Here is a 21667-nt window from a genome sequence, read left to right on the forward strand (position 1 = left end):
CGTGTGTTCACTGGCCCGCCTCCTCCCGCACTGCTGCCCAGCGGCGTCTGAACAGGCCGCTGCTCTGCTCCCTTGCGGCTGATTTCTTGCCGCCAAAGCTCTCCATGCGGCGCACCATCCGCTGATTGAGAAATACCGCAAGCAGTGTGCTAAGCGCGAGCAGAACCGCTAAGGTGCTGCCCATTTGCGGCTGGGTCACCACATCGCCGGCGACCAGCGAGCCGATGCGGACAGCGAGCAGATTGTAGTTCCCGCCAACCAGCGCATAAGCGGTGGCATACGCCCCCATCGCATTGGCGAACAGAATGCCAAGTGTGCCGAAGATCGCCGGGGACAACACCGGCAGACCGACGGTTTTCCAGAACTGCCAGGGCCCGGCTCCCAGCAGGGCTGCCGCTTCTCTCCACTGCTCCCTGATGCCGTAGAACGCGGGATACAGCAGCAACAAGGCCAGCGGAATCTGGAAATACACATAGACCAGAATCAGTCCGGACCAACTGTACAGGTTGAAGCCGTCAAACACGCTCCAGCCCCATTGCTTGAACAGCAGTGTGAACACCCCGTTGTTCCCCAGCAGAATAATGTAGGCAAAGGCCAGCGGGACTCCGGCAAAATTGGAGGTCATATTGGACAACATCAGCAGCCGGTCGCGTACGGCTGGTGCAAAACGCGTAATACAATACGCGCATATAAGCCCCACAGCCATCCCAAGCAGGCTGGAGAAGACGGAGATCAGCAGGCTGTTCTTGATCGCCTGCATATAATAAGCGCTGGTCAGCGCATGCTGATAGTTGCCCAGGGTGAAGCCTTTGCCGTCCGCGTCCCGGAAGCTGCCCGACAGCATCGACACAACGGGCACCACCTGGAACGCCAGCACCATCAGCACAAACGGAGCCAAAGCCAGAATCACACCGCGCTTCCTCTGTTTCATCCCGGTTGCTCCTCTCGCGTAGAATACAAAGCGGGCGCCTCAGGCATACAGCAAAGGCGCCCTTACTCTCTTATATGAAGCTAACCCGCAGGGGCACGGCTAGTTCAAATGCACAAGCACACGTTCCTGCCAGAGCTGCGGAAGGCTCTTTGCAGTCTCTTCCCATACTTTATAGTCGCCGACCGGCTTCGCGTTGACATATTCCTCTTTCGGCAGCAGCTTGGCAGCCACATCCTCCGGCAGCTTCACGCTGTCGCGGATCGGACGGGCGTACCCCTTAGCCAGATTAATCTGGCCTTCATCGCTGAGAATGTACTCACGCGTCAGCTTGGCAGCATTCGGGTGCGGAGCCCATTTATTAATGACCGTCGCATAGCCGCTCACCACACTGCCTTCCTTCGGAATTGCCACGTCGAATCCGCTCTTGTCAATCTGATCCTTATAGTTCAGCGCATTGAAATCCCACAGCAGCGTGACTTCCACTTCGCCCTTCTCAATGTTCGCGAGTGAAGCCTCGGCATTGGAGAGACGGCCCTTCTTCGCGAGATCCTCAAAGAACGCGATCCCCGGCTCAATATTCGACTCATCTCCGCCAAAAGCAATCGCTGCAGCCAGCACAGCCATCTGCGCCTGCGCCGCCTTAGTGACATCGCCAACGATGATTTTATAGCTGCCGTTCTTCAGATCCTCCCAGCTTTTTGGCGGGTTAGCCACAAGCTTTGTATTGGTCAGGAAGGCGATGCTGCCCTGATAGCCTACAATCCAGTTGCCGTCCTTATCCTTGGCCCAATCCGGGATCTCATCCCAATAGGAGGTTTTATAGGGCTGGGTTACACCCTTATCCACCGCAACCGGACCGAAAGCGATGCCCACATCGCCAATATCTGCCGTCGGCTTATCCTTCTCCGCTTCGAACTTGGCAATTTCCTCCGCGCTCGACATATCGGTATCAGTATGCTTAATTTCATACTTGCTGGTAATATCATTCCAGGTATCCTTCCAGTTCGCCCATGAATCCGGCATACCCACACTAACCACAGAGCCTTCTTTGGTAGCCTCTGCTTCAATTTCGGACAGGCTCAGCTCTTTCACTCCCGCATTTCCATTTCCTTCATCAGCTTTGGCTTCCGAGTTGGCACAACCGGCAAGCAACAGGACGAGCAAGGACAACAGCAGACCCGTGGACATGATTTGCGTAAATCTTTTTTTCATGATTTCCCTATCACTCCTATTTCTGATTTGCGGGCGTTCTCTCTGATCCAAGCTGTACGCTGCCCAACTGAAGTATAGGGGGCCATTATTCGCCTGGCATTAATTGAAATGACAGCATTTGTAAACAAAAAGAGCCCCGCACAGCGGAGCCTTGCTTCAAAGCTATTCCCGGAGCTTCTTCATCTGCATGCTTAATTGTTTTGCTTCCTCATTAATATTGGAGTGGGAGACATCTACATTGGCATCGTAAAAGTGCATGATTTCTGTAAACAGCTCATAAAAGCTAGTTTTGATTTCAAAATTTCTGCTCAGCGGAATCTTCGACCGGTAATTGTCCAGCAGCCCGAAATATTTGCCGTTGGCATTACTGAGCTGGAACAAGTCCAATTCCGCATCCGCCCAGCAGCAGTTAAAGGGGTCAATGACCGCTGCGGCGGCTGACTGGTCTTGTTCGAGCATGACATTCCACATATTATAATCACCGTGGATCAACCGCGCATGCTCCACCTTCTCCCCAAAGATTAACCCGTAATTCTCATAGGCGGATTTTACAGTCTTATAGACCTCATCATCCAACTGCCTGTTCTTATGCATTGTCGTTGCTTTTTCAAAAATGAGATCAACCTTTGGCTTGTAATACTCGTTCCAATCTTTCGTGTAGTTGTCCGAATTCAATTCGCCGAATCCCTCCGGATGGATCACACTGTGATAGGCAATGAGGTTATCAATAATTTGATCAGCGATTCTTTTTCTATTGTCATCAGGCATATCGTAAATCTCACCCGCATTAATACCTTCTAAGTATTCCATGCACAGGACGTCGAGAGGGATTGTATCACTCTTGTGATGCACAAAATACACCCGGGGCATTGGAAGACTCGAATACTTCCCAAGTATAGTTAATTGGGCTTGCTCACGGGTGTTAAGTCCAGTCCGGTTGTATACTTTTATAACCAGCCGGCACGGCGGCGCATCTATCTCTACCAAGAACACCTTACCGTAAAATCCGCCTCCGATGTCCTTGATTGAACCTATAGCTCCATGAAATTCTGCCTTGACCAATTCACTAATATTGTTAATGAGCTGCTGCTCCATCGCTCTGCCTCCTCTTGGGATTTGAGCTTATTCTAGGATACCTGTATTGAAAAATATATATAATATCCTTTCCCTATATAAGAATAAAGAACTGCCCGATTATCCAGCCAGCTCTTTACCTTGTCTATATGGTATGTTCGAGGCCGGGCTACATGCGCAGTTGCTTCTTGAACCAGTCCAGAATTTCCGGGAAAACTTCATCCAAATAATTCATCGTGCAATGCTCGGCATCTTCCATGTATCTCAGAGTGGTTTCCCCCTTGGCCCAGTTCACCATTTTATCTGCATGGGTCTTGGGTGCAGGCATCACCTCGTCACGTCCCGCGTGGAAGAAAAGCAGCGGTGAACGCAGAGCGGGCGCCTCATTAATATCATAATTGAACCGGGGCAGTGCCTCCTCCAGCGTCTTAACTCCCGTCATATACGTAACCCCGCGCTGCCAGATCGGATTCAATTTATTGAGCCCCTGGATTCCGCCGATATAGACCAGTCCGCTATTGCCGGCCGTACATTTCACCCGGGGATCGCGGGCTGCGGCCTCAGGTGCCAGATAACCGCCCAGGCTGAAGCCGACGAGGCCGATTCTCTCCAGATCAATCCCGGAGGGGGGCTGTTGTTCAAACCAGTCTATCACCGCTGAAACGGCTGAATGGTAATCACGGGCATCAAATTTCATTGTACGCCACATCTCACCCTGGCCCGGTCCGTCAAACGTGAAGAAGTTAAAGCCCTGCCGGCTAAACACATCACCGAAATGATGCCCCTCCGCCTCCTTAATATTGTCCATGCCGTTCACAAAAATAATCAAAGGTCTGCCCTCAGTGTCCGCTTTCCTCAAATAACCCGGGATGTTGCCCCCACGATATGGGACATCCACTCTTACAGGCTTCTCTGCTTCGCTATATAAGGAGAGCGCCCGGACATAGCTTGCTCTTGCCTTGTCCTGTGTGGCCTCCTTCTGCCCGCTGTCGATAAAAAAGATATGCTGTCCCGCATGGTAGCAGGCCACCGCCTCATGGAATAAAGCCTTGGCTGTACCCAGGCTGCCTTCGGCCAGTGCCCGCTCCGCTTTGCGGTACACCTCATCGCCCTCCGTGGTCCAGATCTGACACCACTGACGCCAATCGCCAACTCTCGCCACCACTCTGCGGAGTCTTCCATAATCCAGCCCAAACATTAAGAACCGGCCATACCAGCGCTGATACACTCTCTCTTCATTAAAAACAAACCGGAATGCAAACCGTTCCTTCACCGTTAACTCTATCATGATTGCCATCTCCTTCACTATTAGTAGTTATATATATAATAGCTATAGCAACTATATAAGCAAAAAAATTTATTGTGCGTTCCGGCAAATTCTCTCTAAAGTATGAATGAACTGCTCCAATTCCTCCGCCGGGATCTCTGTCTTAAATTGTTCATTTAACCGTTTCACATGTGGAATAAGATCAGCGAACATTTCGTGACCCGCCTGAGTCAGATAAATGCGGTAGCTGCGGCGGTCCTGATCATGCGCTTCACGGGCCAAGTAGCCCTTCTTCGCAAGCACATCCAGAATACGCGTAACATTCGTCTTGTCCTTGAAGGTTCTGGCGGCAATCTCGCTCTGATTGATTCCGGGCTCCGCATAGAGCACATTCAGCACGGTCCATTGCTCAAAGGTAAGATCGTAGCCCTTCTCCATAAAAACACCCAGCATCTTCCGCTTGATTAACACCTCGCCCTTGATAATCTGAAATCCGATTAGCTCTTTATAGTCGTATTCCGTATTCAACGCCTCACCCATCCTCAACAAGTTGTTACAGCTATAGTAGTTGCAACAACTTATATTGTCAAGGACTTTTGCAGGCACACCTGCAATCAGCATGCTCGTAGCCTCTCCCTACCTTCTCCGCGCCGCCACACTGACCACGCCGTAGCGGAAAAGCACTTTGCGGCCGAACCAGCCAAACAGCCGGTCCGTGGCAAAACCCATGAACCCCAGGCAGAATAGCCCGACAAAAATCCAGTCCGTGCGGAAGAACAGCCGCGAATTCCAGATGAGATAGCCAACCCCTTCGTTTGAGGCAATCATTTCCGCACCGATGATGGCCATGTAGGAGGTTCCCATCGCCAGCCGCACTCCCGTGAAGATATACGGAATCGTAGCCGGTACAATGACATGCAGCAGAATCTGCCACTCGCTTGCCCCCATGCTGCGGGCGGAACGGATTTTGTCCTCCTCCACCGCCATTACACCCGTTAAGGTATTCAGCACCACAATGAAAAAGGTCGCATACATAATCAGCGCAATCTTCGACTGCTCCCCGATGCCGAACCAGACCAGGAACAGCGTGATGAAGGCAATCGGCGGAATAAAGCGGATGAAATTCAGGAACGGCTCGGCAAAAATGCGGATGACATTTACTTTTCCAATTATCAGCCCCACAGGAATAGCCAACAGGCTTCCGAGCACCCAGCCGACCAGCACCCGGTAAAAGCTGATGCCGATATACTGCAGCAAGGTACCGTCCGCAATCAGCTCCCGCCCTCCTTTAAGGGTGCTCCAGGGGCCGGGGATCACATCAGGGCCATATACCCAAGCGCCCAACTGCCAGATGCACAGTGCCGCAATCCACAGCAGGGAGACGGACACCCATTTTTTCTCCACCCATTTCATCATGTGTCACACCCTATCCTATTCTTCGAAATGGCTCTGAATTTGATGGTACAGCGAGTAGAATTCCGGCGAAGCCACATCCCGCGGGAAGGGCAGCGAATTATCGTAAATGTCCGTGATATTGGAGGAGGGGCCAACAGACATAATACTGATCCGCTCGCCCAGCAGCAGGGCCTCCTGAATATCATGTGTCACAAAAATAACGGTTTTATGCGTCTCGCGCCAGATGTGGACCAGTTCCTTCTGCATCGTCCGCCGGGTCATCGCGTCCAGCGCGCCAAAGGGTTCATCCATCAGCAGAATGGCCGGATCATTGGCCAGCACCCGGGCGAGCTGCACCCGCTGCTTCATGCCGCCTGACAGTTCCTTCGGAAACTTCTCCTCATGGCCGTTCAGTCCAACCAGCCCGATATAGCGGTCCGAGATGGCCCGGCGCTCCAATTTGGGCATCTTCTTCATCCGCAGTCCGAATTCCACATTCTCCCGGACAGTCAGCCAAGGGAACAGGGACGAGTCCGCCTGCTGGAACACAACCGCCCGGTCTCTGCCCGGCTTATTCACCTCTACATTGTCTACTCTCAGATTGCCGCCTGACTTGGAGACAAACCCGGCAATCATGTTCAGGAGTGTCGATTTCCCGCAGCCGCTCGGCCCAAGCAGCACGAAGAATTCACCGCCTTTAATCACCAGATTCACATCTTTGATAATGTAATGCACGTCTCCCCCGGCAGGCTCGCTGTAGCTTTTGCGGAGCTGCTCGATATAAATGGCATGGTGCTTGGCAGTCAAGGACATGAGTCACCTCCTGTAAATTTGGTTATTTCGAATAAGTCACCTTATCTGGCAGCGCCTTTTTAAGCGGCTCCAGATTCAGCTTGCTGTTCAGGTCAAAGTCCTGCTTAATGATCCCCGTATCGACCATGTATTTCTTCTGTCCCGCGAGACTGTCATACGCAGCCTGTGTAAATCCAACCTTCCAAGGGTTGGTCGGCAGATCCTTCAGCGTAGCTTCCTTTGGCTGCTTCACATCCTTGAACATCAGGTCAGCCACTTCCTCAGGATGCTCCTGGGCATAAGCCGATGCTTCATCCACCGCTGCCAGGAATTCCCCGATTCCATCAGGGTTAGCCTGCACGAACGCATTCCCCGCTACCAGTCCCATTCCCAGCCGAACTGGGGTCTTCGACATGTCCGTCAGCTCATGCACGCCTTCAAGCGCGGCAAGCTTGTCAGTTAGCGCTGAGCCGCTGAACCAGGCGGCATCCACATCGCCTTGCTTCAGTGCAATGAAGGCTTCGTCAAAAGCACCCTGTCCCGTCAACGTTACATCGCTTAACGCAAGGCCCTGCTCCTTCAAGTATTCATCCCACAGATACGGCAGAAAAGTGCCGCGCATGAAGCTTAGTTTCTTCCCCTTCAAATCAGCCGCGGACTTGATATCATCCTTCACGTACAGCTTCCAGACCGCCGCAGCCTGATCTGTGGCCTGACCGGCGGAAGCAATAATGGAGTACTCCCCTTTGGCAACGGCATTAAGCACCGGGAAGTCGGCGCCGAAGGCTACGTCCACCTGCTTGATGAAGAGCGCATTTACGCCCTCCGCCGGAGTCCCGAAGTTGACGATTTCCGCCTCAATGCCGTGTTTGGCAAAGATCCCTTTATCCACAGCCACCCGGAAGGTCGGGTTCGTATTGATGTCGGCAATTTTAATCTTCAAGCCGGATGCCGCCGCATCCCCTTTGGAGCTGCAGCCGGACAGCACCAGCACTATAGACAAGGATAAGAGCAGAACTACTGAGCCATACCATGATTTTTTCAAAATGATGCACCTCTTCGTTTATGAATTTCGCTAGCTGTTTCTCCGGCTGCCGCCCTCATCCGCAGTAGCCACACAAGCGGCCCCCTCCATGAACGGCAGCGTTGTTGCTACACTAACCACAGAATCCGAGCCTTTCGGCGCAGCGCCAGGCACTCTGAAGGTGGATACCTCTATCGGCTCAATGGCATTTTCCTGCGGCTTCTCCAGTTGCGGAACCCAGGCATAAGGCACACGGTAGGATCGGTAGACCATATTCGTATTTCTGCGGTCGGTGTAAGGAGAGATATACTCCCACACCAGCTCATGCTCTGCCGTCACTTCGAACAAGCGGCCATTCGAGCCTTCGGTAATCAGCGTATTGCCGTTCGGGAGCCGCTGGGCCGAGCTGATATACGGGCTGTAGAATTTATAGGAATCGGTAGGAACAGAGAAACCCGCCTCTGCCGAGGTATACTGCCATTCAATATCCAGCGTTACCGGATTGATCTCCAGCACCCGGGAGTGGTCGCGCAGCGCATTCTTTTGCCCAAAAGGTGAAGAAGGATTCGGCAGGCCATATCCGCCCCAGCCGCCGTTGTCGAACACCAGCAGATTGCCTTCGCCCGGCAGCCCCTTCGGAATAATGTGCGCGTGATGCTGGCCGATAATCCAGTCGATATGCTTCACTTCAGGCAGCGAGTAGTCCGGTCCCAGCCGCCAGACAATAGCCCCGGTCACCTTGTCGGTAATGGCGATAATATTCGCCTCCCGGGCATCCCAGATAATGTTGTCGGGGTGGAAACGCTCATCGCCCTGATCATAGAATTTGTTCGGTCCCACATACGAAGCCGAATTGATATGCAGCCAGTCGCCTACGCCGCCGCCCAGATCACCGAAGGAGCGGGTGTTCGGATCACGGAACAGGACATTGCGCGCCGCCTCGTCAAAACCCAGCTCATCAAAATGGTCACTGGCCGCCCACTCCCAGACAATATTGCCCTCCCAGTCCACTTCAATGATCGTGTCATCCAGCAGTTGCTTGTCGGAGATCTGGTGATTATGCAAATTCTTATGAGCCAGAATCAATGTTTTACCGCTGTTAGCTGAAGGTTCAAGGCCGGGAGCATAGTAGCCGACAGGATTACCCTCCCGCTGATAATCATGATGCTGGCGGGCATACCATAGCGGCTCATAGCCGGGGTCCTCGATATGCTCGTAGCTGTTATATTTCCAGACCACGTTGCCGTCCCAATCAACCTGCACCAGATCAACATTATCCTGAATTCCGAACTTCGGATCTCTTCGTCCCGTGCTGCCAAGCACATAGCCGCCGGGAAGGATTTTGGCCGGAAACCCGATTAGCCCCTGCCATAAATGCACCTCCTTCCCGCTCATATCAATCAGCACAACCCCCTCATCACCCGCCTGGAATACGGTGTAGCCGCTCCACGCTTTGCCGGGATTATAGACTGTTGCTCCTGTTGGATATACGGTTGAATGTCCCATGATTCATCCTCCTTAAAGTTTTGTAAGCATACGCTTCCTTGATTTCACTTCGTACAAAACTCGCTTCGGAAGCTACGCATAAGTTTTGTAAGCATAAGCTTCCATTCTCATCTCAGTAGCTGAGATAGTTCTTCTTCACGCCTACGCGCGGCTTCTGTTCAAGGGTCTGCGAACGGGGTGGCTCGACATTTTGCTCCGCCAGCTTGAGCAGTGTCTCCGAGAAGCCCTCCAGATTGGCGATGATCCGCTCATAGAAGCGGGCCTGCTGCTCCAGTTCCTCCGCCGTAAAGCCATCGAACAGAAGCGTAATACATCGGGCCCCGATGTTGCCGTTGCGCGCAACCATCTCCCGCCCTTTATCCGTAATGTCGAGCAGCACGGTGCGCCGGTCATTCTCCTTGCGTCTGCGTACCGTGTATCCGCCCGACTCCAGCTTATCGCTCAGCGCCGTTATGGCGCCTGAGGTGAAATCCAGTTGCTCCGCAAGATCGCCGAGACGCTGTTCTCCGTCACGGATAATTTTTTGCAGAATCAGCATGCCCGGTAGAGCAATCCCCTCCACGCTTACCCGGTCGCGCTCCTTCACAAATCTCCGCACCATTCTGCGGAACAGATCATCCGCTTCCTCCAGTTGCTCCCACTGCTTATCGTGCATTCAGTTCCCCTGCTTTCCAGTAATCAGATACTCCATACAACAAGACATAATATCCTGGAACCGCAAAAAGACCCCCGGAACATCCCCTTATGCGGGATAAACACGGGAGCCTTTGGCGGTCCAATCAGCTCAGTTATTAGTTTCACGGTAATTATTTCACTGTTCATTTAATTAGCAGTGAAGGATTGCCGTAATCATATACCCTTTTATTCCTACCTGTCAAGTATGTATTTATAATGTGATACCGTTCTGCTTGTACAAAAGAAAATCGCCCCCCTTGATGAGCTGGCGATTTTCAAGTCTCGCTCTAGTAGATAACCTCAATCGTTCCTTGCTTTAATCGTTCCAAAAAAAGAGGGTTGTCCATTGCGCCTTCTATAGTTTTTGGTGCCGTAATCCCCCCACTGATTTCTTTATAAAGCACCTTCCTCACTTCATCTCTATAACAACCAACTAATGAATCAATTGATTCACCTCTACGTAGCAAAGCCTGAAGCATCAATTCGTCACTCAATACCCGCACGTCATACGGACTCCTAATTTCTGATCCGATATCTTTAAAGCGATGATAACAATGGTTAACAATGTTATATAAATCCCTATCAAGCCCTATGAAGAAAATAGAAATTTTCGGGAAAATCTCACATAACATATTTGACAGCCATAGCAAGGAGTACTCTCCTTTATTTTTTCCGCTGGAAAAATAAGTGAGAAATAAATCCATTACCCTCCTTTCTATCTCATCCGTCTCTATATGTTTAATAGAGTCAACCAACGATTGAATAGACTGGAAGGAACGAATTGCACAATTTTTATATTGACTGAGTGCACGTTGCTTCGGTACATACATTTCATGAAAATAATCAATAAGGGATGTTTCATCTATTAATATGATTTTAGGAAATTGCTGTAGAAAATTAGTATACCGTCCCGTATCTTCACTGAACTTTAGCTCGTCAAGGATCGTCTGTGTTAGAATTACCACATCATTATTGATAAATGATTGAGACATACTAACACCATGGCGGAAATACGCCAGTTCATGCCGAGATATAGCTACGGTATCGTATAGGAAGGCTCTCGGTGATGAATCCAGGATATCCGTTATTTCTTCGAAATCCGTAATAATCATACTTACTGGGTCCTTCTTCTGGCTTCAAAATATTGCATTACATTCTTCAAGGTACTCCAGTTGTTGTCATTGGCTACATCAGGTAACCTTCCCTTACCTGATTCCATCACTTTAACAACATCCTGAAAATTAATGATTAGGCTTCTTTGCACGGGAGAAGGGTCCTTCCCTAGCCGCGTAAATTCTGCCTCTAAGTTATACTTTACATCAAACCTGTTCTTTAACTCTTCTCCATTGATTAACTCGAGCTCAAATAATCGAATTAGAACAGCCTTATACGGCGCAGAAAAACGAAACATAGTAAGTATGATCTTATCAAGTAAATCATCTTCTCCAAGATTTTGATAGAATGTAACCACCTCCGCCGCATCCAAAAGCAGGAGAGAAGCAAAATAATCTGCCTTTCGTTCATCTAAGTCTCTGTCAAGATCAGACTCAACTAAATGAAGCTCATCATTTACGTGTTTTGTCCTAGACAAGGTATGAAATAGCTCATGCAATAGTATGAAATTTTGATAAATGCGAGGCTGCCAACTGTTTAAGTAACATATTACTTTTGGTGATTTAAATAATATAAACCCGCCAAGAGAATCATCCTTTATAGGGGCTTGAATAAAGTGATGGTTCTCTTCAATCCATCGCATGGCCCCGTCCACAATAGTCCATCCGCTTGGGTGCTCATTTTTTAAGTACGTCTTAATGTAATGATCTACTTCGTAGTAGACCTCTTTATTTTGTTTTAACAGCACAGGTAGATGTTCTGATGTTAGTTCAGGCATGATAAGGCCCCTTACTCATAAATATTGACTAAATCACAAATTTTGCGAATTTGTTCCAGACCATCTCGTCCTTCTTCCGACAGTTTTCCTGCTGAGAAAGCTACTTTATTTTCCAGACCGGTCTGCAATGCTGAAACTCGCTTATATAAAAAATCATCACTAATGAAAAATGTGGGGGAAAGCCCCAAAACATCAGCCAATTCAGCAGCAAATTGAACCGTTTTTTGATTCTTTCCACTCAGGTTGGCATAAAGTGCTGAAGTTGACTTTCCCATCCTCTTGGCCAAGCGTTCCTTACGAAGTCCCTCATTGTCCAAGTAATAATTGATCCGATTCAAAATGTCTTGATCACGTGTCATCATAGGTCATCACCCTCCTTATAATTATTATATGCCAAAAAGAAAGGAAATACAGATTTTCAGTAAAAAAAACAATAAAATCAATGGTTTTATCCGTAAATATGATAATCAATATTATTATTTATTGTTTTTCAGTAATTTATCACTTTCACTTATTCATTGCAGATCAATTTCCCGCCAGCCTCCCTCACCTCTCACATCGCTTTTTCAGTCAAGTCGCTGACTAAATTTCGTATCCACTTGCGGGAGTAAATCCGGGCGTAGCCGAAGCCAAAGCGGACAACCTCCTCAAGCGAAATGACGAGATACACAAGGTACACAGGCTGCTTCCAGACGTACGACAGCAACAGCCCGGATGGGACGCCGATCAGCCATGTTGCGGTAGATTCCATAACGAACACGAACTTGCTGTCTCCCCCGCTGTTCAGAATGCCGCCGGCCATAATCATATTGGATACTTTGACCCACAGAAATCCAGCGAACACAATTACAATATATACACCCATTTGTTTTGCATCCTCAGAGATATTGAATGCAGAGACATACAGCTTCGAGCCGGCCGCAATAATGCCCCCGACGATCAGAGAGATTACGATGCCCAGACGGATGAATTTTTTCGCATGATCGAGTGCGATGTCGGTTTCATTCGCGCCTAAACGGTTGCCAACCAGCACTCCGGCGGCACTGGCCAGACCTGACAGCAAACCGATGCACAGCCCCTGCAGCGGGAATGTAATGGTCATCGCGGTCATCTCCATTGTTCCCATGCGGCTGTAGATGATCGCATATGCCGTTTCGCCGAGTACCCAGATCAATTCAGTCAACAGCAGCGGATAGGTCGTTCCAAAAAACTTGCGGATGAGCGGTTTAGGAATAATGAACAAGTTCTTCAACTGGGCAGCCCCCGGGAGACGATACCGGTACACGGCACCGATGATCAGCAAACATTCGACCACCCTGGAAATAAGCGTAGCTATGGCCGAGCCCTTCAGACCAAGCTCAGGAGAGCCGAAGTGGCCGAAAATAAGCACGTAATTCAGGATGACATTCAAACCAACCGTAATTAAGCTTACATACATCGGCCATTTGGCATGTCCGGTACTGCGTAAAATCGCGGAATACATCATCGTAAACATAACAGGCACGAAGCCAAGCGACATGAATCTCAAGAAAATGTGCCCATCGTCTATTACATTCGCATCGGTGGTGAACATGCTCAGAAAAAGCGGTGAGTCCATGAAGACAGCCGCGGAGAACAGGAACGAAAACACAAAGCCGGTGATCAGACCGAGACCCAGCACATGGGATACACTTTTGGCATCCTTGTTCCCCCAAAACTGGGCAGCATATATGGATACACCCGTTGATAGACCGGCCAGTACCACTGCGATGATCCCGTAGATTTTTGTAGACATCCCGACCGAGGCAATCGCCACGTCTCCAAGCTGTCCGACCATCATTTGATCCGTCAAATTGAGGAGTGCCATCAGCAGGCTTTGAAGCGTAACCGGCACCGCAATTTTATATACACTTTTATAGAAATTATCCTTCTCTGACATGAATTTTTGACAACCCCCATATTCTTGATTTTACAGCTTCCATAACCATTCGCAGTCTATGCCCTGAGCAACTGTCATATCACTTTGTTGTAGCGCATGAGCGTGTAATTATCCTTGGGCTGGATCTCTACGAGCTTGAACTTTTTGGTAAAGCACAATTGCTGATACCCGTCTCCATCCACCAAAGTAATATTCGAAGCGCCTCCGATGATGATGGGGAGCTGCATCAGAATAATTTCATCAACGATATCCTGATTAAAAATATGCCAGTTCAAAAAACCGCCGCCTTCTACCATCAGGCTGGTAATCCCATAGTTGTCCTCTAATTGCCGCTCAAGCTCCACGAAATCTACTTTATCCTCGCCGCAGATAAGGCACTCCTTCCCTCTTTCCCGGATCTGCTTAATTTTGCCCTCATCCCGCCCTTTCTCGGTGGTGACGATGATCGTCTGCCCTTCATCCGAGAGCACATTGCTATCCAGCGGAATGTTGAGGGTCGTCGTCGGAATGATGCGGATTGGATTCTTGTTCTCTTCATACCGGTTCGTAAGAAACGGGTTGTCCGTCAGAATCGTATTTTTACCCACCATAATCCCCTGCACATTTCCCCGGAACAGATGGATGAACTCGATATCTTCACTGGAAAACAAAGAAAAAAGCTCTTTACTCGAATTACCGGCTCCCATAGTTAGCTTTCCGTCAATCGAAATTTGGCTGAATATCGTTGTTTTCATTTCTCTTCCCCCGTCTCTTATTAGCTTTGAAATGTGCCCCAAGCCTCATGGATGGTCTGTTCCATTGTTGTCAACGCTTGGTCGGGATTACTCAAAGACAGCTCGGTCAGACCCGCATTCATCGCTTCCCATACATGGATCATGAAGGGGTTGGTGGGCATTGGGCGTGCATGATCCAATAGGGACAAAATCGTTTTTTTGTTAGGCGCAGCAGAGGCAGCCAAGCGGTTCAGCACCTCTTCCTGAGCCGGAATCCGCTGCACATCGAGCGTCCACATGGTTTGGCATTCATCACTCAGCATAAAACGCGTGAACGCCAGGATATCCTCCCGCTCCGCGGAAGTTAACGAATGGTTCGGGTAAATCAGGCCGATGGAAGAAGACATGGATAGCGATTGCCGGCCTTCTATGACCGGAAGCTGGCAAACGGCAAGCTTGTTCCCCATATGCTTGTCGAGGTGGTTATATATCCACTCCCCGCAAATAATGGAGCCGATCTTACCGTCAATGAACTGCTCCAGCAGTTCGGTGGAGCCGTCGAGACTGACGAGCACGCCTTGATCCATCTTGCCGCGGATGAACTGAAGCGCCTGCTTCATTTCAGGGGTGATGATATTCGGCTTTCCGTTCTGTACAGGCCAACCGCCAAAAGCCGTGAGGAACGGAATAAACCAATAGCCCTGCTGCAAATCTGCCCCGAGCGGCACAATGCCTTGAGCGGACAGCTTCTCCGCTGCCTCCTCGAACATATCCCAGGCCGTCGGCGCACTGGCATAAATCTCCTGATTGTAATACACGACCAGATGGTTGCCCCGAAGCACCGGGGTACCATACTGAACGCCATCCATTTGCATCGTTGAAAGGGCGCCTTCACTCAGCACATCGTCTAACAACCCTACCGGCACTTCGGAGTAAAGGCCATTCTGGACGTAGGAGGACATATCCGCTGGAACCATCGCCAGATGCGGACCCTTACCGGTATCCTTAATCCGGTTCAATCCCGCAGTCAGCTCCGAAATATTCATCACCTGTGGCGTAATTTGTACGCCACAGCGTTCCGTATACAGCTTGCAAATTCCCTCCAGCACCTCTATCGAGGTATCTCCCGGACCGTCAAACTCATGCCATAACACGATTTCTTTTTTGTTTTTTGCCATCGCAGCTTCTCTCCCTTAACTGTATAAGTTGAACTTTAGATTTTTATATTAGGGTCTGGTCGTAACTACGGGGAATGTTTGGACTTCCGGCCGCTGTTGTCTGCAGATTTCTTGATTATTACCGCTCTTCGCGGTAGAAATCCGCAGACAAAGGCGGACGCTAACGCTCCTCCAGTTCCAAACTTCCCCTCCGCACTCCGCCCTTTTTATTCTTTTTCAAGTTCAACTTAACTGGCGTGTCTAATATTGTTAACGAGAACTAGAGCTTGATTCGGCGCAAGCAGCAGGCTGTCGAGCGTCTGCCCCACACTGCTGCCTGTTAAGGAGCTATCCAGTGTCACGGTCATTGGGCATCGGCCAGGTACGGCAGCCTTCAGATCGACGTGGCAGGAAGCATCCGAACTCAAGTTAAAGCAGCACAGCAGCGTCTGATCTCCCTGCAGATACCCGTATAGGACAGTACCTTCCGGAGATTGAGCGACAAAAAAGTTCTCCGGCTTGACCAGTTGAGGCCAGCCCTTCTTGAATTCATATAACTCAGCCAGCAGCGGCAGCATTGGCGCAGGATTGGTCCAATTAATCTGCATGACATTAAAAAAAGCGCGCGCGATATCCTCTCCGTTCGTATTGTCTCCAAGACCGCAGTTGAGAGGCTGCTCCTCATTCATTTCATAGCCGGTCGTGACGTATGGAATCGCGTTCGGAAGAAATTGATTAAATACCGCCATCATTCGGGCAACCCCGACACCGCCACGGCTCGTAATCCGGGGAGTATCGGCCGTTTCTGCACAGGCAAACACATGAATACACAGCTCAGGCAGCTCGTCTAGGAATGCAACGAGATTCTCCTTGGTAATTTGCGTCATGACGTTCCATCCGCTGCCAAGCATAATGTTATAGCCGGTGCCCGCCGCCTTCTTATGGTTGCGGTTGAACAAGTCTTCGCTGATCAGGATCGCATTCGGATTGATCTCTTTGATCGTGTCAAAAATTCGGGTCAAGAGCGGCGTAGGAAGCACATGTCCGATGTCGATGCGGAAGCCGTCAATTCCGTACCTTTCGAGATTGAACCGCACTGCCTGCTCCAGAACGTCCCACAGCTCAAGATTGGGCTCATCTCCCGGATAATAGTTGCATTTGATCGTATCAAACAGGACATAAGGTGCCTGATCCGGACTTATAAGCTGTCTCACTTGAGGAGAAACATCCTTATAGAGGCGCAAGAACGTAATATCTGTCCAAATCGGCTGCACATCATTAATCCAATCCGAATGCGCCGGGGCCGTCGTAATCCCCATTTCTTGCTCCACCAAGGTTAATAGCTCTTCTCCGGTTTTAGCAGCCTTTCTCTTTAATTGCTGCCAAAGGACCGGATGAAGTTCATTTGGCGGCGGTGAGAACTTCCGAAGGAACGCTGCAGTCTCCTGGCTGCGGTAGACCGTCTCCAGTTTGTCAGGCGTACACTCCTCAAAAAATCCAAGCTCAGGAATCAGGGGCGGCGTGAATCCCTCCACTGCCTCAGTTGTGATCCAATACACCCAATCCGGGTGTTCGGTAATGAACGCACTGTTTTTTGCTGTTACCCGGGGAATGAAATCCAGGACGGTCTTAATATCAAGCAAATGGCAGGCTTCGACCAGAGCGCCTAGCTCATCGTGAATTGTGAACTGCTTCATGCCGTCCAATAGGCTGTCGTGCAGGTTCGGGTCCAGGTGGAATAACGATTGCACGGCGTAAGGTGATCCGATATCCCCCTTCAGGTTCAATTTGCTGTACTGGTTAACCGGAAGCATGTACAGGATATTGATTCCCATCTTTTTCAGCAGCGGCAGGAGAATGCAGAATCTCAAAAAAGTACCTGATTCGATTTCTCCATCATGGTTATAGTCCCAAGCAGTCGAATAACGAATTAGTGAGGAATAGATCGCGCTGTCGTCCAGATCCGTACGTTCCTTGAGCGGATACCTCCATGAAAGCTTGTCCAGGTACTTGAAGTGCTCCGTCATAAAATCATACGGGTATACACAAATCTCACCGTCTTTTTCGAAAAGAACACGCTCATATTGGCACTCATTCCACACAGCGGGAATCCAGATCGGCTCTACATCTTTATCCTTGTGTGCAGACAGGTAATCCTGAACAAGTCTATAATTGCTGTCTTTACTCATTGGCAGGTGCCACCTCTCGTTGATTGTAGTTCTATTATTTAGGGCACAAAAACCGTCTTGACAGTTTCACTCCTAACCACCTTCAAAGAGTCCAATTCATAGCCGATCAGCTCATTAATTGCTGTTTCATAGTGATTGAGCTTCACTTTTCTGGTCACCAGCTTCTCCAGCTCCGGTGTCTCAGCGGCAAACCGCAAAGCCTCCCCGAACATGTTGCGGTATTCGCCTGCCCCGATAATTTTGAGGGCATTCTGTACGAATTTGGTAGGAGAAAAGGTATACTGGTATTTCGCATTAATTCCGAATGGAACGATACGGCCGCCACGCTCAATCCATTCCTCTGCCGTTTCGAGCTGAGTACCCACCGTGTCGATAATCAGATCAAATTTATGTCCTGAGCAGAGCTCGTCTACGACAGCTTGATCTAATTGGGACGGAGTTAGAGCATAATCTGAAAATTCTCTGGCAAAGGCCAGCCGATATGGATTAATCTCCGTCGCAACAGTAAGCGCCGCTTTGGATTTGCTGACAATTTGACTGAGCAGTCCCATCGGACCCGACCCGAGAACGAGCACCTTATCATCTGCCGATAGGTTAGCCTCTTTGAAATTGTGCAGCACACAGGCAAGCGGCTCAATCAAAACCCCTGCTTCCCAGCTCATATGATCCGGGAGAAGGTGTGCAAACGTTTGTGCAGTTGAGTAAAAAAAAGCGAACGTTCCATTTCGGTTCAAACCCGCAATAGGCATTCCCCTGCCACCGGTACCCGTACACAGGTGCGGCTGCTTCTTCAGGCAAAAATAACATTCACCGCAGCTTAGATTCGGATCAATAACCACGCGGTCTCCCACCTTAACACGGTCAACGCTGCTGCCGATTTCGACTACAGTCCCCACAGCCTCATGACCTCGAATGACCCCTGGAACTCCCTCTTCTTTACCCGTTATGACCGCCAGATCCGTTCCGCAAACCCCTGACATCTCAATCCGGATTTTGACCTCATCTGGAGCTGCAATCAGCGGCTCTTCGCAGTCGCACAGCTCCAGCTTATGATTGGATGTCCACACCAGTGCTTTCATTCTTGTTCTCCCTTTCATTTTTTGTTGATTTGTTAATACTCATTCTATATTCGACCAGAATATACCACAGCCCAACTGTAAAAGTAAGGTGAATTTTGTCGTAAAATGTTATTAATTAACATTTCATATAAATATCACATACGAAAACGCTTTTAGTTATTTCAAGCAGCTACTGGCGGACAGAGAAGGTGTTAGTTATGGTTTTCAGGGCGAATGTCAACAGCCTCAAGGATCTTTTGTGCTGACTTCCTCTTCTCGCGACCTTTTATAACAAAATATCAAACCTAATAATATATATAAATGTTACTTATTTACTATTTACATATTTTTTTACTAAAGATATTCTAGTAACAGGAAATAATTAACATTCAGCAAATTACAGCTTCGTTTCCGCATGACAAAGGAGGGATGAAAACCAAAAAGTATACTGCACGTATGTCATACTTATCGGCTCACGACCCGGGTGTAAAAAATTTAAAATTAGAGGAGAGAGAACAGTGAAAGCAATGAAAAAGCTATTTGCCGGATTGATGATGTTTACTCTGATGTTTAGTTTATCCTTTGTAGGCTCGGCATTTGCCAGCGGTGATGAGGTCAAGCTTATTGATTCGGATGTCAGCGTTATTTATAAACCTGGATATGTTGGATTCAGCGGAAATATTGACGTTGCTAATCTGGGACCCGTAAAAAATGTCACTGTCCATTACACGACAGATAACACAAATTGGTATGATACGAGTGCGAATTATGTCGGGCCGACGGAGGTAAACCATGAGAAATGGCATTTTAGCATTTCCACAAATGGTTCTACAACAGATCATTCCGAGTTGAAGAATCTGAGCTTCCTGAAATTCGCAATCAAATACGAAGTAAATAACCAGAGCTATTGGGATAACAACGGGGGAGTGAATTATTACAATGAAGTCAATAGCACAGTTCCTCTGAGTTCCGTTATTTTGGGATCACCAAATGTGCTTAACGCCAGTAGTACTCTGAGCAATGGTGAATTTAGCGGAAACATCTATGTTAAAAACCTGAATCCGACGAAAACAGTAAAAGTACTGTACACCACGGACAACTGGGCAACGACTCATGAGGGCTACGCTGCTTACAATGGCTCCTTGAATAATTTCAATAGTGTTGAAAGATGGAGCTACAGCTTCAATGTTCCTGGTGCTGCAAATGTTAAATATTCAATCTCGTATACAACTGGCGGACAAACGTATTGGGATAATAACTATGGACTTAATTACGGGGTCAACTAATTCGTTATAAAATGCAGTTAACAGCAGGATCACAGGCGGCTTATTATTCCGCTTTGGGAAAAATATACGTACAAAACAGCCCTTGGAATGATTCCAAAGGCTGTTTTGTATGATTGTCCTCTAATTACTTAATAATGACGTATTCCAGGTTAACCAGCTTGGCATAGGTAACAATTTGGTCTGTCGTCAAGTTCAAGGAAACAACGGTATGGTGGCCGCCGCCGTTCTCGATCCAGGCCTTAACTCCATCCTGGAAGTTCGGCTTCACCTTCCACAATACACGGGCCACTGGAAGCTTAGGAGCAGGAACCGTAGGTTCAAATGCCGTAACCTCGTTGATCAGCAGCTTGTAATGAGTGCCGAAGTCAGCCATGGATACAACTACGCCTTCTCCTGCTTTGCCGTCAAACACCAGACGGGCCGGATCTTCACGGTCGCCAATACCCAGCGGAGATACGATCACTTTCGGTTTGTTGCTTGCGAGACTTGGGTCTACCTCAAGCATATGGGATTGCAGAATGGCTTCCTGACCTGCAGCCATTTCATACGTGTAGTCTTCCATGAAGCCTGTATTCAGGTTGTGGCTCATTACTTTCAGCAAACGGTCGAGTGCAGCCGTCTTCCAGTCGCCTTCACCGGCGAAGCCATAACCCTGTGCCATCAAACGCTGCACTGCAAGACCCGGAAGCTGCTTCATGCCGTGCAGGTCCTCGAAGTTCGAAGTGAAGGCATTGTAACCGCCGTTATCCAGGAAGCGTTTCAGGGCGATTTCATAGCTCGCCTGAACCTTGACGCTAGCTTCCCAGGCTTCCTTGCTGTACGTACCGTAATCAAATTTATAAAGCTTTGCATATTCCGCAAACAAAGCATTAATTTCTTCTTCCGTAACCGCGTTCACGTACTGCACAAGGTCTCCAATGCCGAAATAGTCAACCGTCCAGCCGAATTGAATTTGGGCTTCAACCTTATCTCCTTCGGTAACGCCGACGTTGCGCATGTTATCGCCGAAGCGGGCAACCTTGATGTTGAAGCTTTCGTTATAAGCAACCGCTACGTCCATCCAGTCCGCAATTTGCTTCTGTACTTCAGCACGTTCCCAGTAGCCAACTACCACTTTATTCTGTTTCTGCAGACGGGCATTGATAAATCCGTATTCCCGGTCGCCATGAGCAGCCTGGTTCAGGTTCATGAAGTCCATATCAATTGTTGCCCAAGGAATGCTCTCATTGTATTGGGTTGCCAGATGCAGCAAAGGCTTCTGCAATAATTTCGTTCCGCGAATCCACATTTTTGCCGGAGAGAAGGTATGCATCCAGGTGATGACACCGGCAACCTCGTCACGATAGTTGACTTCTTTCATGATGGAGGTGATTTTATCCGCGCTGACAGCCAAATCCTGCAGTACAAGCGGGTAAGGCAGAACACCGCTGTTATTGAGCGCATCGGTCATAGCCTGCGCATGAGCCTTAACTTCTGCCAGCGCTTCTTCTCCATAAAGATGCTGCGATCCTACGACAAACCAGAATTGTTTGGCACTTACTGTTGACATGATGCTCATCCTCTTCTCTTTATAAGTTTG

Annotated in this window: 20 protein-coding genes; 1 reads left to right on the top strand and 19 read right to left on the bottom strand. The window is 49.0% G+C overall.

Annotated features, from left to right (window positions below; all coding sequences use genetic code 11):
- Positions 1-7: 7 nt before the first annotated feature.
- From B212_RS0125590 to B212_RS0125675, 18 genes are all read right to left on the bottom strand, one after another.
- Complete coding sequence (locus B212_RS0125590; RefSeq protein ID WP_019914089.1) at positions 8-931, bottom strand: ABC transporter permease; 924 nt, start codon at positions 929-931, stop codon at positions 8-10.
- 99 nt (positions 932-1030) lie between these two features.
- Positions 1031-2143, bottom strand: coding sequence for an ABC transporter substrate-binding protein (locus B212_RS0125595; protein ID WP_019914090.1), 1113 nt, complete (start codon positions 2141-2143; stop codon positions 1031-1033).
- Positions 2144-2305: 162 nt separating this feature from the next.
- Positions 2306-3238, bottom strand: a complete 933-nt coding sequence (locus B212_RS0125600; protein ID WP_019914091.1) for a phosphotransferase — start codon at positions 3236-3238, stop codon at positions 2306-2308.
- A gap of 148 nt (positions 3239-3386) precedes the next feature.
- Positions 3387-4505, bottom strand: coding sequence for an alpha/beta hydrolase family protein (locus B212_RS0125605; RefSeq protein ID WP_019914093.1), 1119 nt, complete (start codon positions 4503-4505; stop codon positions 3387-3389).
- 69 nt (positions 4506-4574) lie between these two features.
- Positions 4575-5012 (bottom strand): MarR family winged helix-turn-helix transcriptional regulator, encoded by a 438-nt coding sequence (locus B212_RS0125610; protein WP_019914094.1) that lies wholly within the window; start codon positions 5010-5012, stop codon positions 4575-4577.
- Positions 5013-5120: 108 nt separating this feature from the next.
- A complete protein-coding gene (locus tag B212_RS0125615) occupies positions 5121-5897 on the bottom strand; it encodes an ABC transporter permease (protein ID WP_028531043.1) in 777 nt (258 codons plus the stop codon).
- Between the two features lie 18 nt (positions 5898-5915).
- Positions 5916-6692, bottom strand: coding sequence for an ABC transporter ATP-binding protein (locus B212_RS0125620; RefSeq protein WP_019914096.1), 777 nt, complete (start codon positions 6690-6692; stop codon positions 5916-5918).
- A gap of 22 nt (positions 6693-6714) precedes the next feature.
- On the bottom strand, positions 6715-7716 hold the full coding sequence (locus B212_RS0125625) for an ABC transporter substrate-binding protein (RefSeq protein WP_019914098.1): 1002 nt from the start codon (positions 7714-7716) through the stop codon (positions 6715-6717).
- Between the two features lie 30 nt (positions 7717-7746).
- Positions 7747-9201 (bottom strand): aryl-sulfate sulfotransferase, encoded by a 1455-nt coding sequence (locus B212_RS0125630; RefSeq protein ID WP_019914099.1) that lies wholly within the window; start codon positions 9199-9201, stop codon positions 7747-7749.
- Positions 9202-9313: 112 nt separating this feature from the next.
- A complete protein-coding gene (locus B212_RS0125635; RefSeq protein WP_019914100.1) occupies positions 9314-9856 on the bottom strand; it encodes a MarR family winged helix-turn-helix transcriptional regulator in 543 nt (180 codons plus the stop codon).
- A gap of 307 nt (positions 9857-10163) precedes the next feature.
- Positions 10164-10988, bottom strand: coding sequence for a hypothetical protein (locus B212_RS0125640; RefSeq protein ID WP_019914101.1), 825 nt, complete (start codon positions 10986-10988; stop codon positions 10164-10166).
- Positions 10989-10990: 2 nt separating this feature from the next.
- Complete coding sequence (locus tag B212_RS0125645) at positions 10991-11767, bottom strand: ImmA/IrrE family metallo-endopeptidase (protein ID WP_019914102.1); 777 nt, start codon at positions 11765-11767, stop codon at positions 10991-10993.
- A gap of 11 nt (positions 11768-11778) precedes the next feature.
- On the bottom strand, positions 11779-12129 hold the full coding sequence (locus B212_RS0125650; RefSeq protein ID WP_019914103.1) for a helix-turn-helix domain-containing protein: 351 nt from the start codon (positions 12127-12129) through the stop codon (positions 11779-11781).
- Between the two features lie 191 nt (positions 12130-12320).
- Positions 12321-13685, bottom strand: coding sequence for an MATE family efflux transporter (locus B212_RS0125655; RefSeq protein ID WP_019914104.1), 1365 nt, complete (start codon positions 13683-13685; stop codon positions 12321-12323).
- A gap of 74 nt (positions 13686-13759) precedes the next feature.
- Positions 13760-14419, bottom strand: a complete 660-nt coding sequence (locus B212_RS0125660) for a dihydrofolate reductase family protein (RefSeq protein WP_019914105.1) — start codon at positions 14417-14419, stop codon at positions 13760-13762.
- 20 nt (positions 14420-14439) lie between these two features.
- Positions 14440-15576 carry a sugar ABC transporter substrate-binding protein gene (locus B212_RS0125665; protein ID WP_019914106.1) on the bottom strand — a complete coding sequence of 379 codons (1137 nt, stop codon included), beginning with the start codon at positions 15574-15576 and terminating at the stop codon, positions 14440-14442.
- A 227-nt stretch (positions 15577-15803) separates the two neighbouring features.
- Complete coding sequence (locus tag B212_RS0125670) at positions 15804-17744, bottom strand: hypothetical protein (protein WP_019914107.1); 1941 nt, start codon at positions 17742-17744, stop codon at positions 15804-15806.
- A gap of 38 nt (positions 17745-17782) precedes the next feature.
- Positions 17783-18823 (bottom strand): zinc-dependent alcohol dehydrogenase, encoded by a 1041-nt coding sequence (locus B212_RS0125675; protein ID WP_019914108.1) that lies wholly within the window; start codon positions 18821-18823, stop codon positions 17783-17785.
- Positions 18824-19329: 506 nt separating this feature from the next.
- Here B212_RS0125675 and B212_RS0125685 point away from each other — a divergent pair.
- Positions 19330-20088: a carbohydrate-binding protein gene (locus B212_RS0125685; RefSeq protein WP_232231586.1), complete on the top strand. Its 759-nt coding sequence runs from the start codon at positions 19330-19332 to the stop codon at positions 20086-20088.
- Positions 20089-20212: 124 nt separating this feature from the next.
- Here the strand turns inward: B212_RS0125685 and araA are convergent, their stop codons facing one another.
- Entirely contained in the window at positions 20213-21637 is a 1425-nt protein-coding gene (gene araA / locus B212_RS0125690) for an L-arabinose isomerase (RefSeq protein ID WP_019914111.1), read from the bottom strand.
- Between the last annotated feature and the right edge of the window lie 30 nt (positions 21638-21667).

The sequence above is a fragment of the Paenibacillus sp. HW567 genome (assembly GCF_000374185.1).
In the GTDB taxonomy this organism is placed as follows: Bacteria; Bacillota; Bacilli; order Paenibacillales; family Paenibacillaceae; genus Paenibacillus_AQ.

Bases quoted from the DNA above. Each gene is read 5' to 3' on its own strand.
- B212_RS0125655 (WP_019914104.1), bottom strand. From the start codon at position 13,685: ATGTCAGAGAAGGATAATTTCTATAAAAGTGTATATAAAATTGCGGTG.
- B212_RS0125615 (WP_028531043.1), bottom strand. From the start codon at position 5,897: ATGAAATGGGTGGAGAAAAAATGGGTGTCCGTCTCCCTGCTGTGGATT.
- B212_RS0125645 (WP_019914102.1), bottom strand. From the start codon at position 11,767: ATGCCTGAACTAACATCAGAACATCTACCTGTGCTGTTAAAACAAAAT.
- B212_RS0125590 (WP_019914089.1), bottom strand. From the start codon at position 931: ATGAAACAGAGGAAGCGCGGTGTGATTCTGGCTTTGGCTCCGTTTGTG.
- B212_RS0125640 (WP_019914101.1), bottom strand. From the start codon at position 10,988: ATGATTATTACGGATTTCGAAGAAATAACGGATATCCTGGATTCATCA.
- B212_RS0125660 (WP_019914105.1), bottom strand. From the start codon at position 14,419: ATGAAAACAACGATATTCAGCCAAATTTCGATTGACGGAAAGCTAACT.
- araA (WP_019914111.1), bottom strand. From the start codon at position 21,637: ATGTCAACAGTAAGTGCCAAACAATTCTGGTTTGTCGTAGGATCGCAG.
- B212_RS0125635 (WP_019914100.1), bottom strand. From the start codon at position 9,856: ATGCACGATAAGCAGTGGGAGCAACTGGAGGAAGCGGATGATCTGTTC.
- B212_RS0125620 (WP_019914096.1), bottom strand. From the start codon at position 6,692: ATGTCCTTGACTGCCAAGCACCATGCCATTTATATCGAGCAGCTCCGC.
- B212_RS0125600 (WP_019914091.1), bottom strand. From the start codon at position 3,238: ATGGAGCAGCAGCTCATTAACAATATTAGTGAATTGGTCAAGGCAGAA.
- B212_RS0125670 (WP_019914107.1), bottom strand. From the start codon at position 17,744: ATGAGTAAAGACAGCAATTATAGACTTGTTCAGGATTACCTGTCTGCA.
- B212_RS0125665 (WP_019914106.1), bottom strand. From the start codon at position 15,576: ATGGCAAAAAACAAAAAAGAAATCGTGTTATGGCATGAGTTTGACGGT.
- B212_RS0125685 (WP_232231586.1), top strand. From the start codon at position 19,330: ATGAAAAAGCTATTTGCCGGATTGATGATGTTTACTCTGATGTTTAGT.
- B212_RS0125630 (WP_019914099.1), bottom strand. From the start codon at position 9,201: ATGGGACATTCAACCGTATATCCAACAGGAGCAACAGTCTATAATCCC.
- B212_RS0125605 (WP_019914093.1), bottom strand. From the start codon at position 4,505: ATGATAGAGTTAACGGTGAAGGAACGGTTTGCATTCCGGTTTGTTTTT.
- B212_RS0125675 (WP_019914108.1), bottom strand. From the start codon at position 18,823: ATGAAAGCACTGGTGTGGACATCCAATCATAAGCTGGAGCTGTGCGAC.
- B212_RS0125650 (WP_019914103.1), bottom strand. From the start codon at position 12,129: ATGATGACACGTGATCAAGACATTTTGAATCGGATCAATTATTACTTG.
- B212_RS0125595 (WP_019914090.1), bottom strand. From the start codon at position 2,143: ATGAAAAAAAGATTTACGCAAATCATGTCCACGGGTCTGCTGTTGTCC.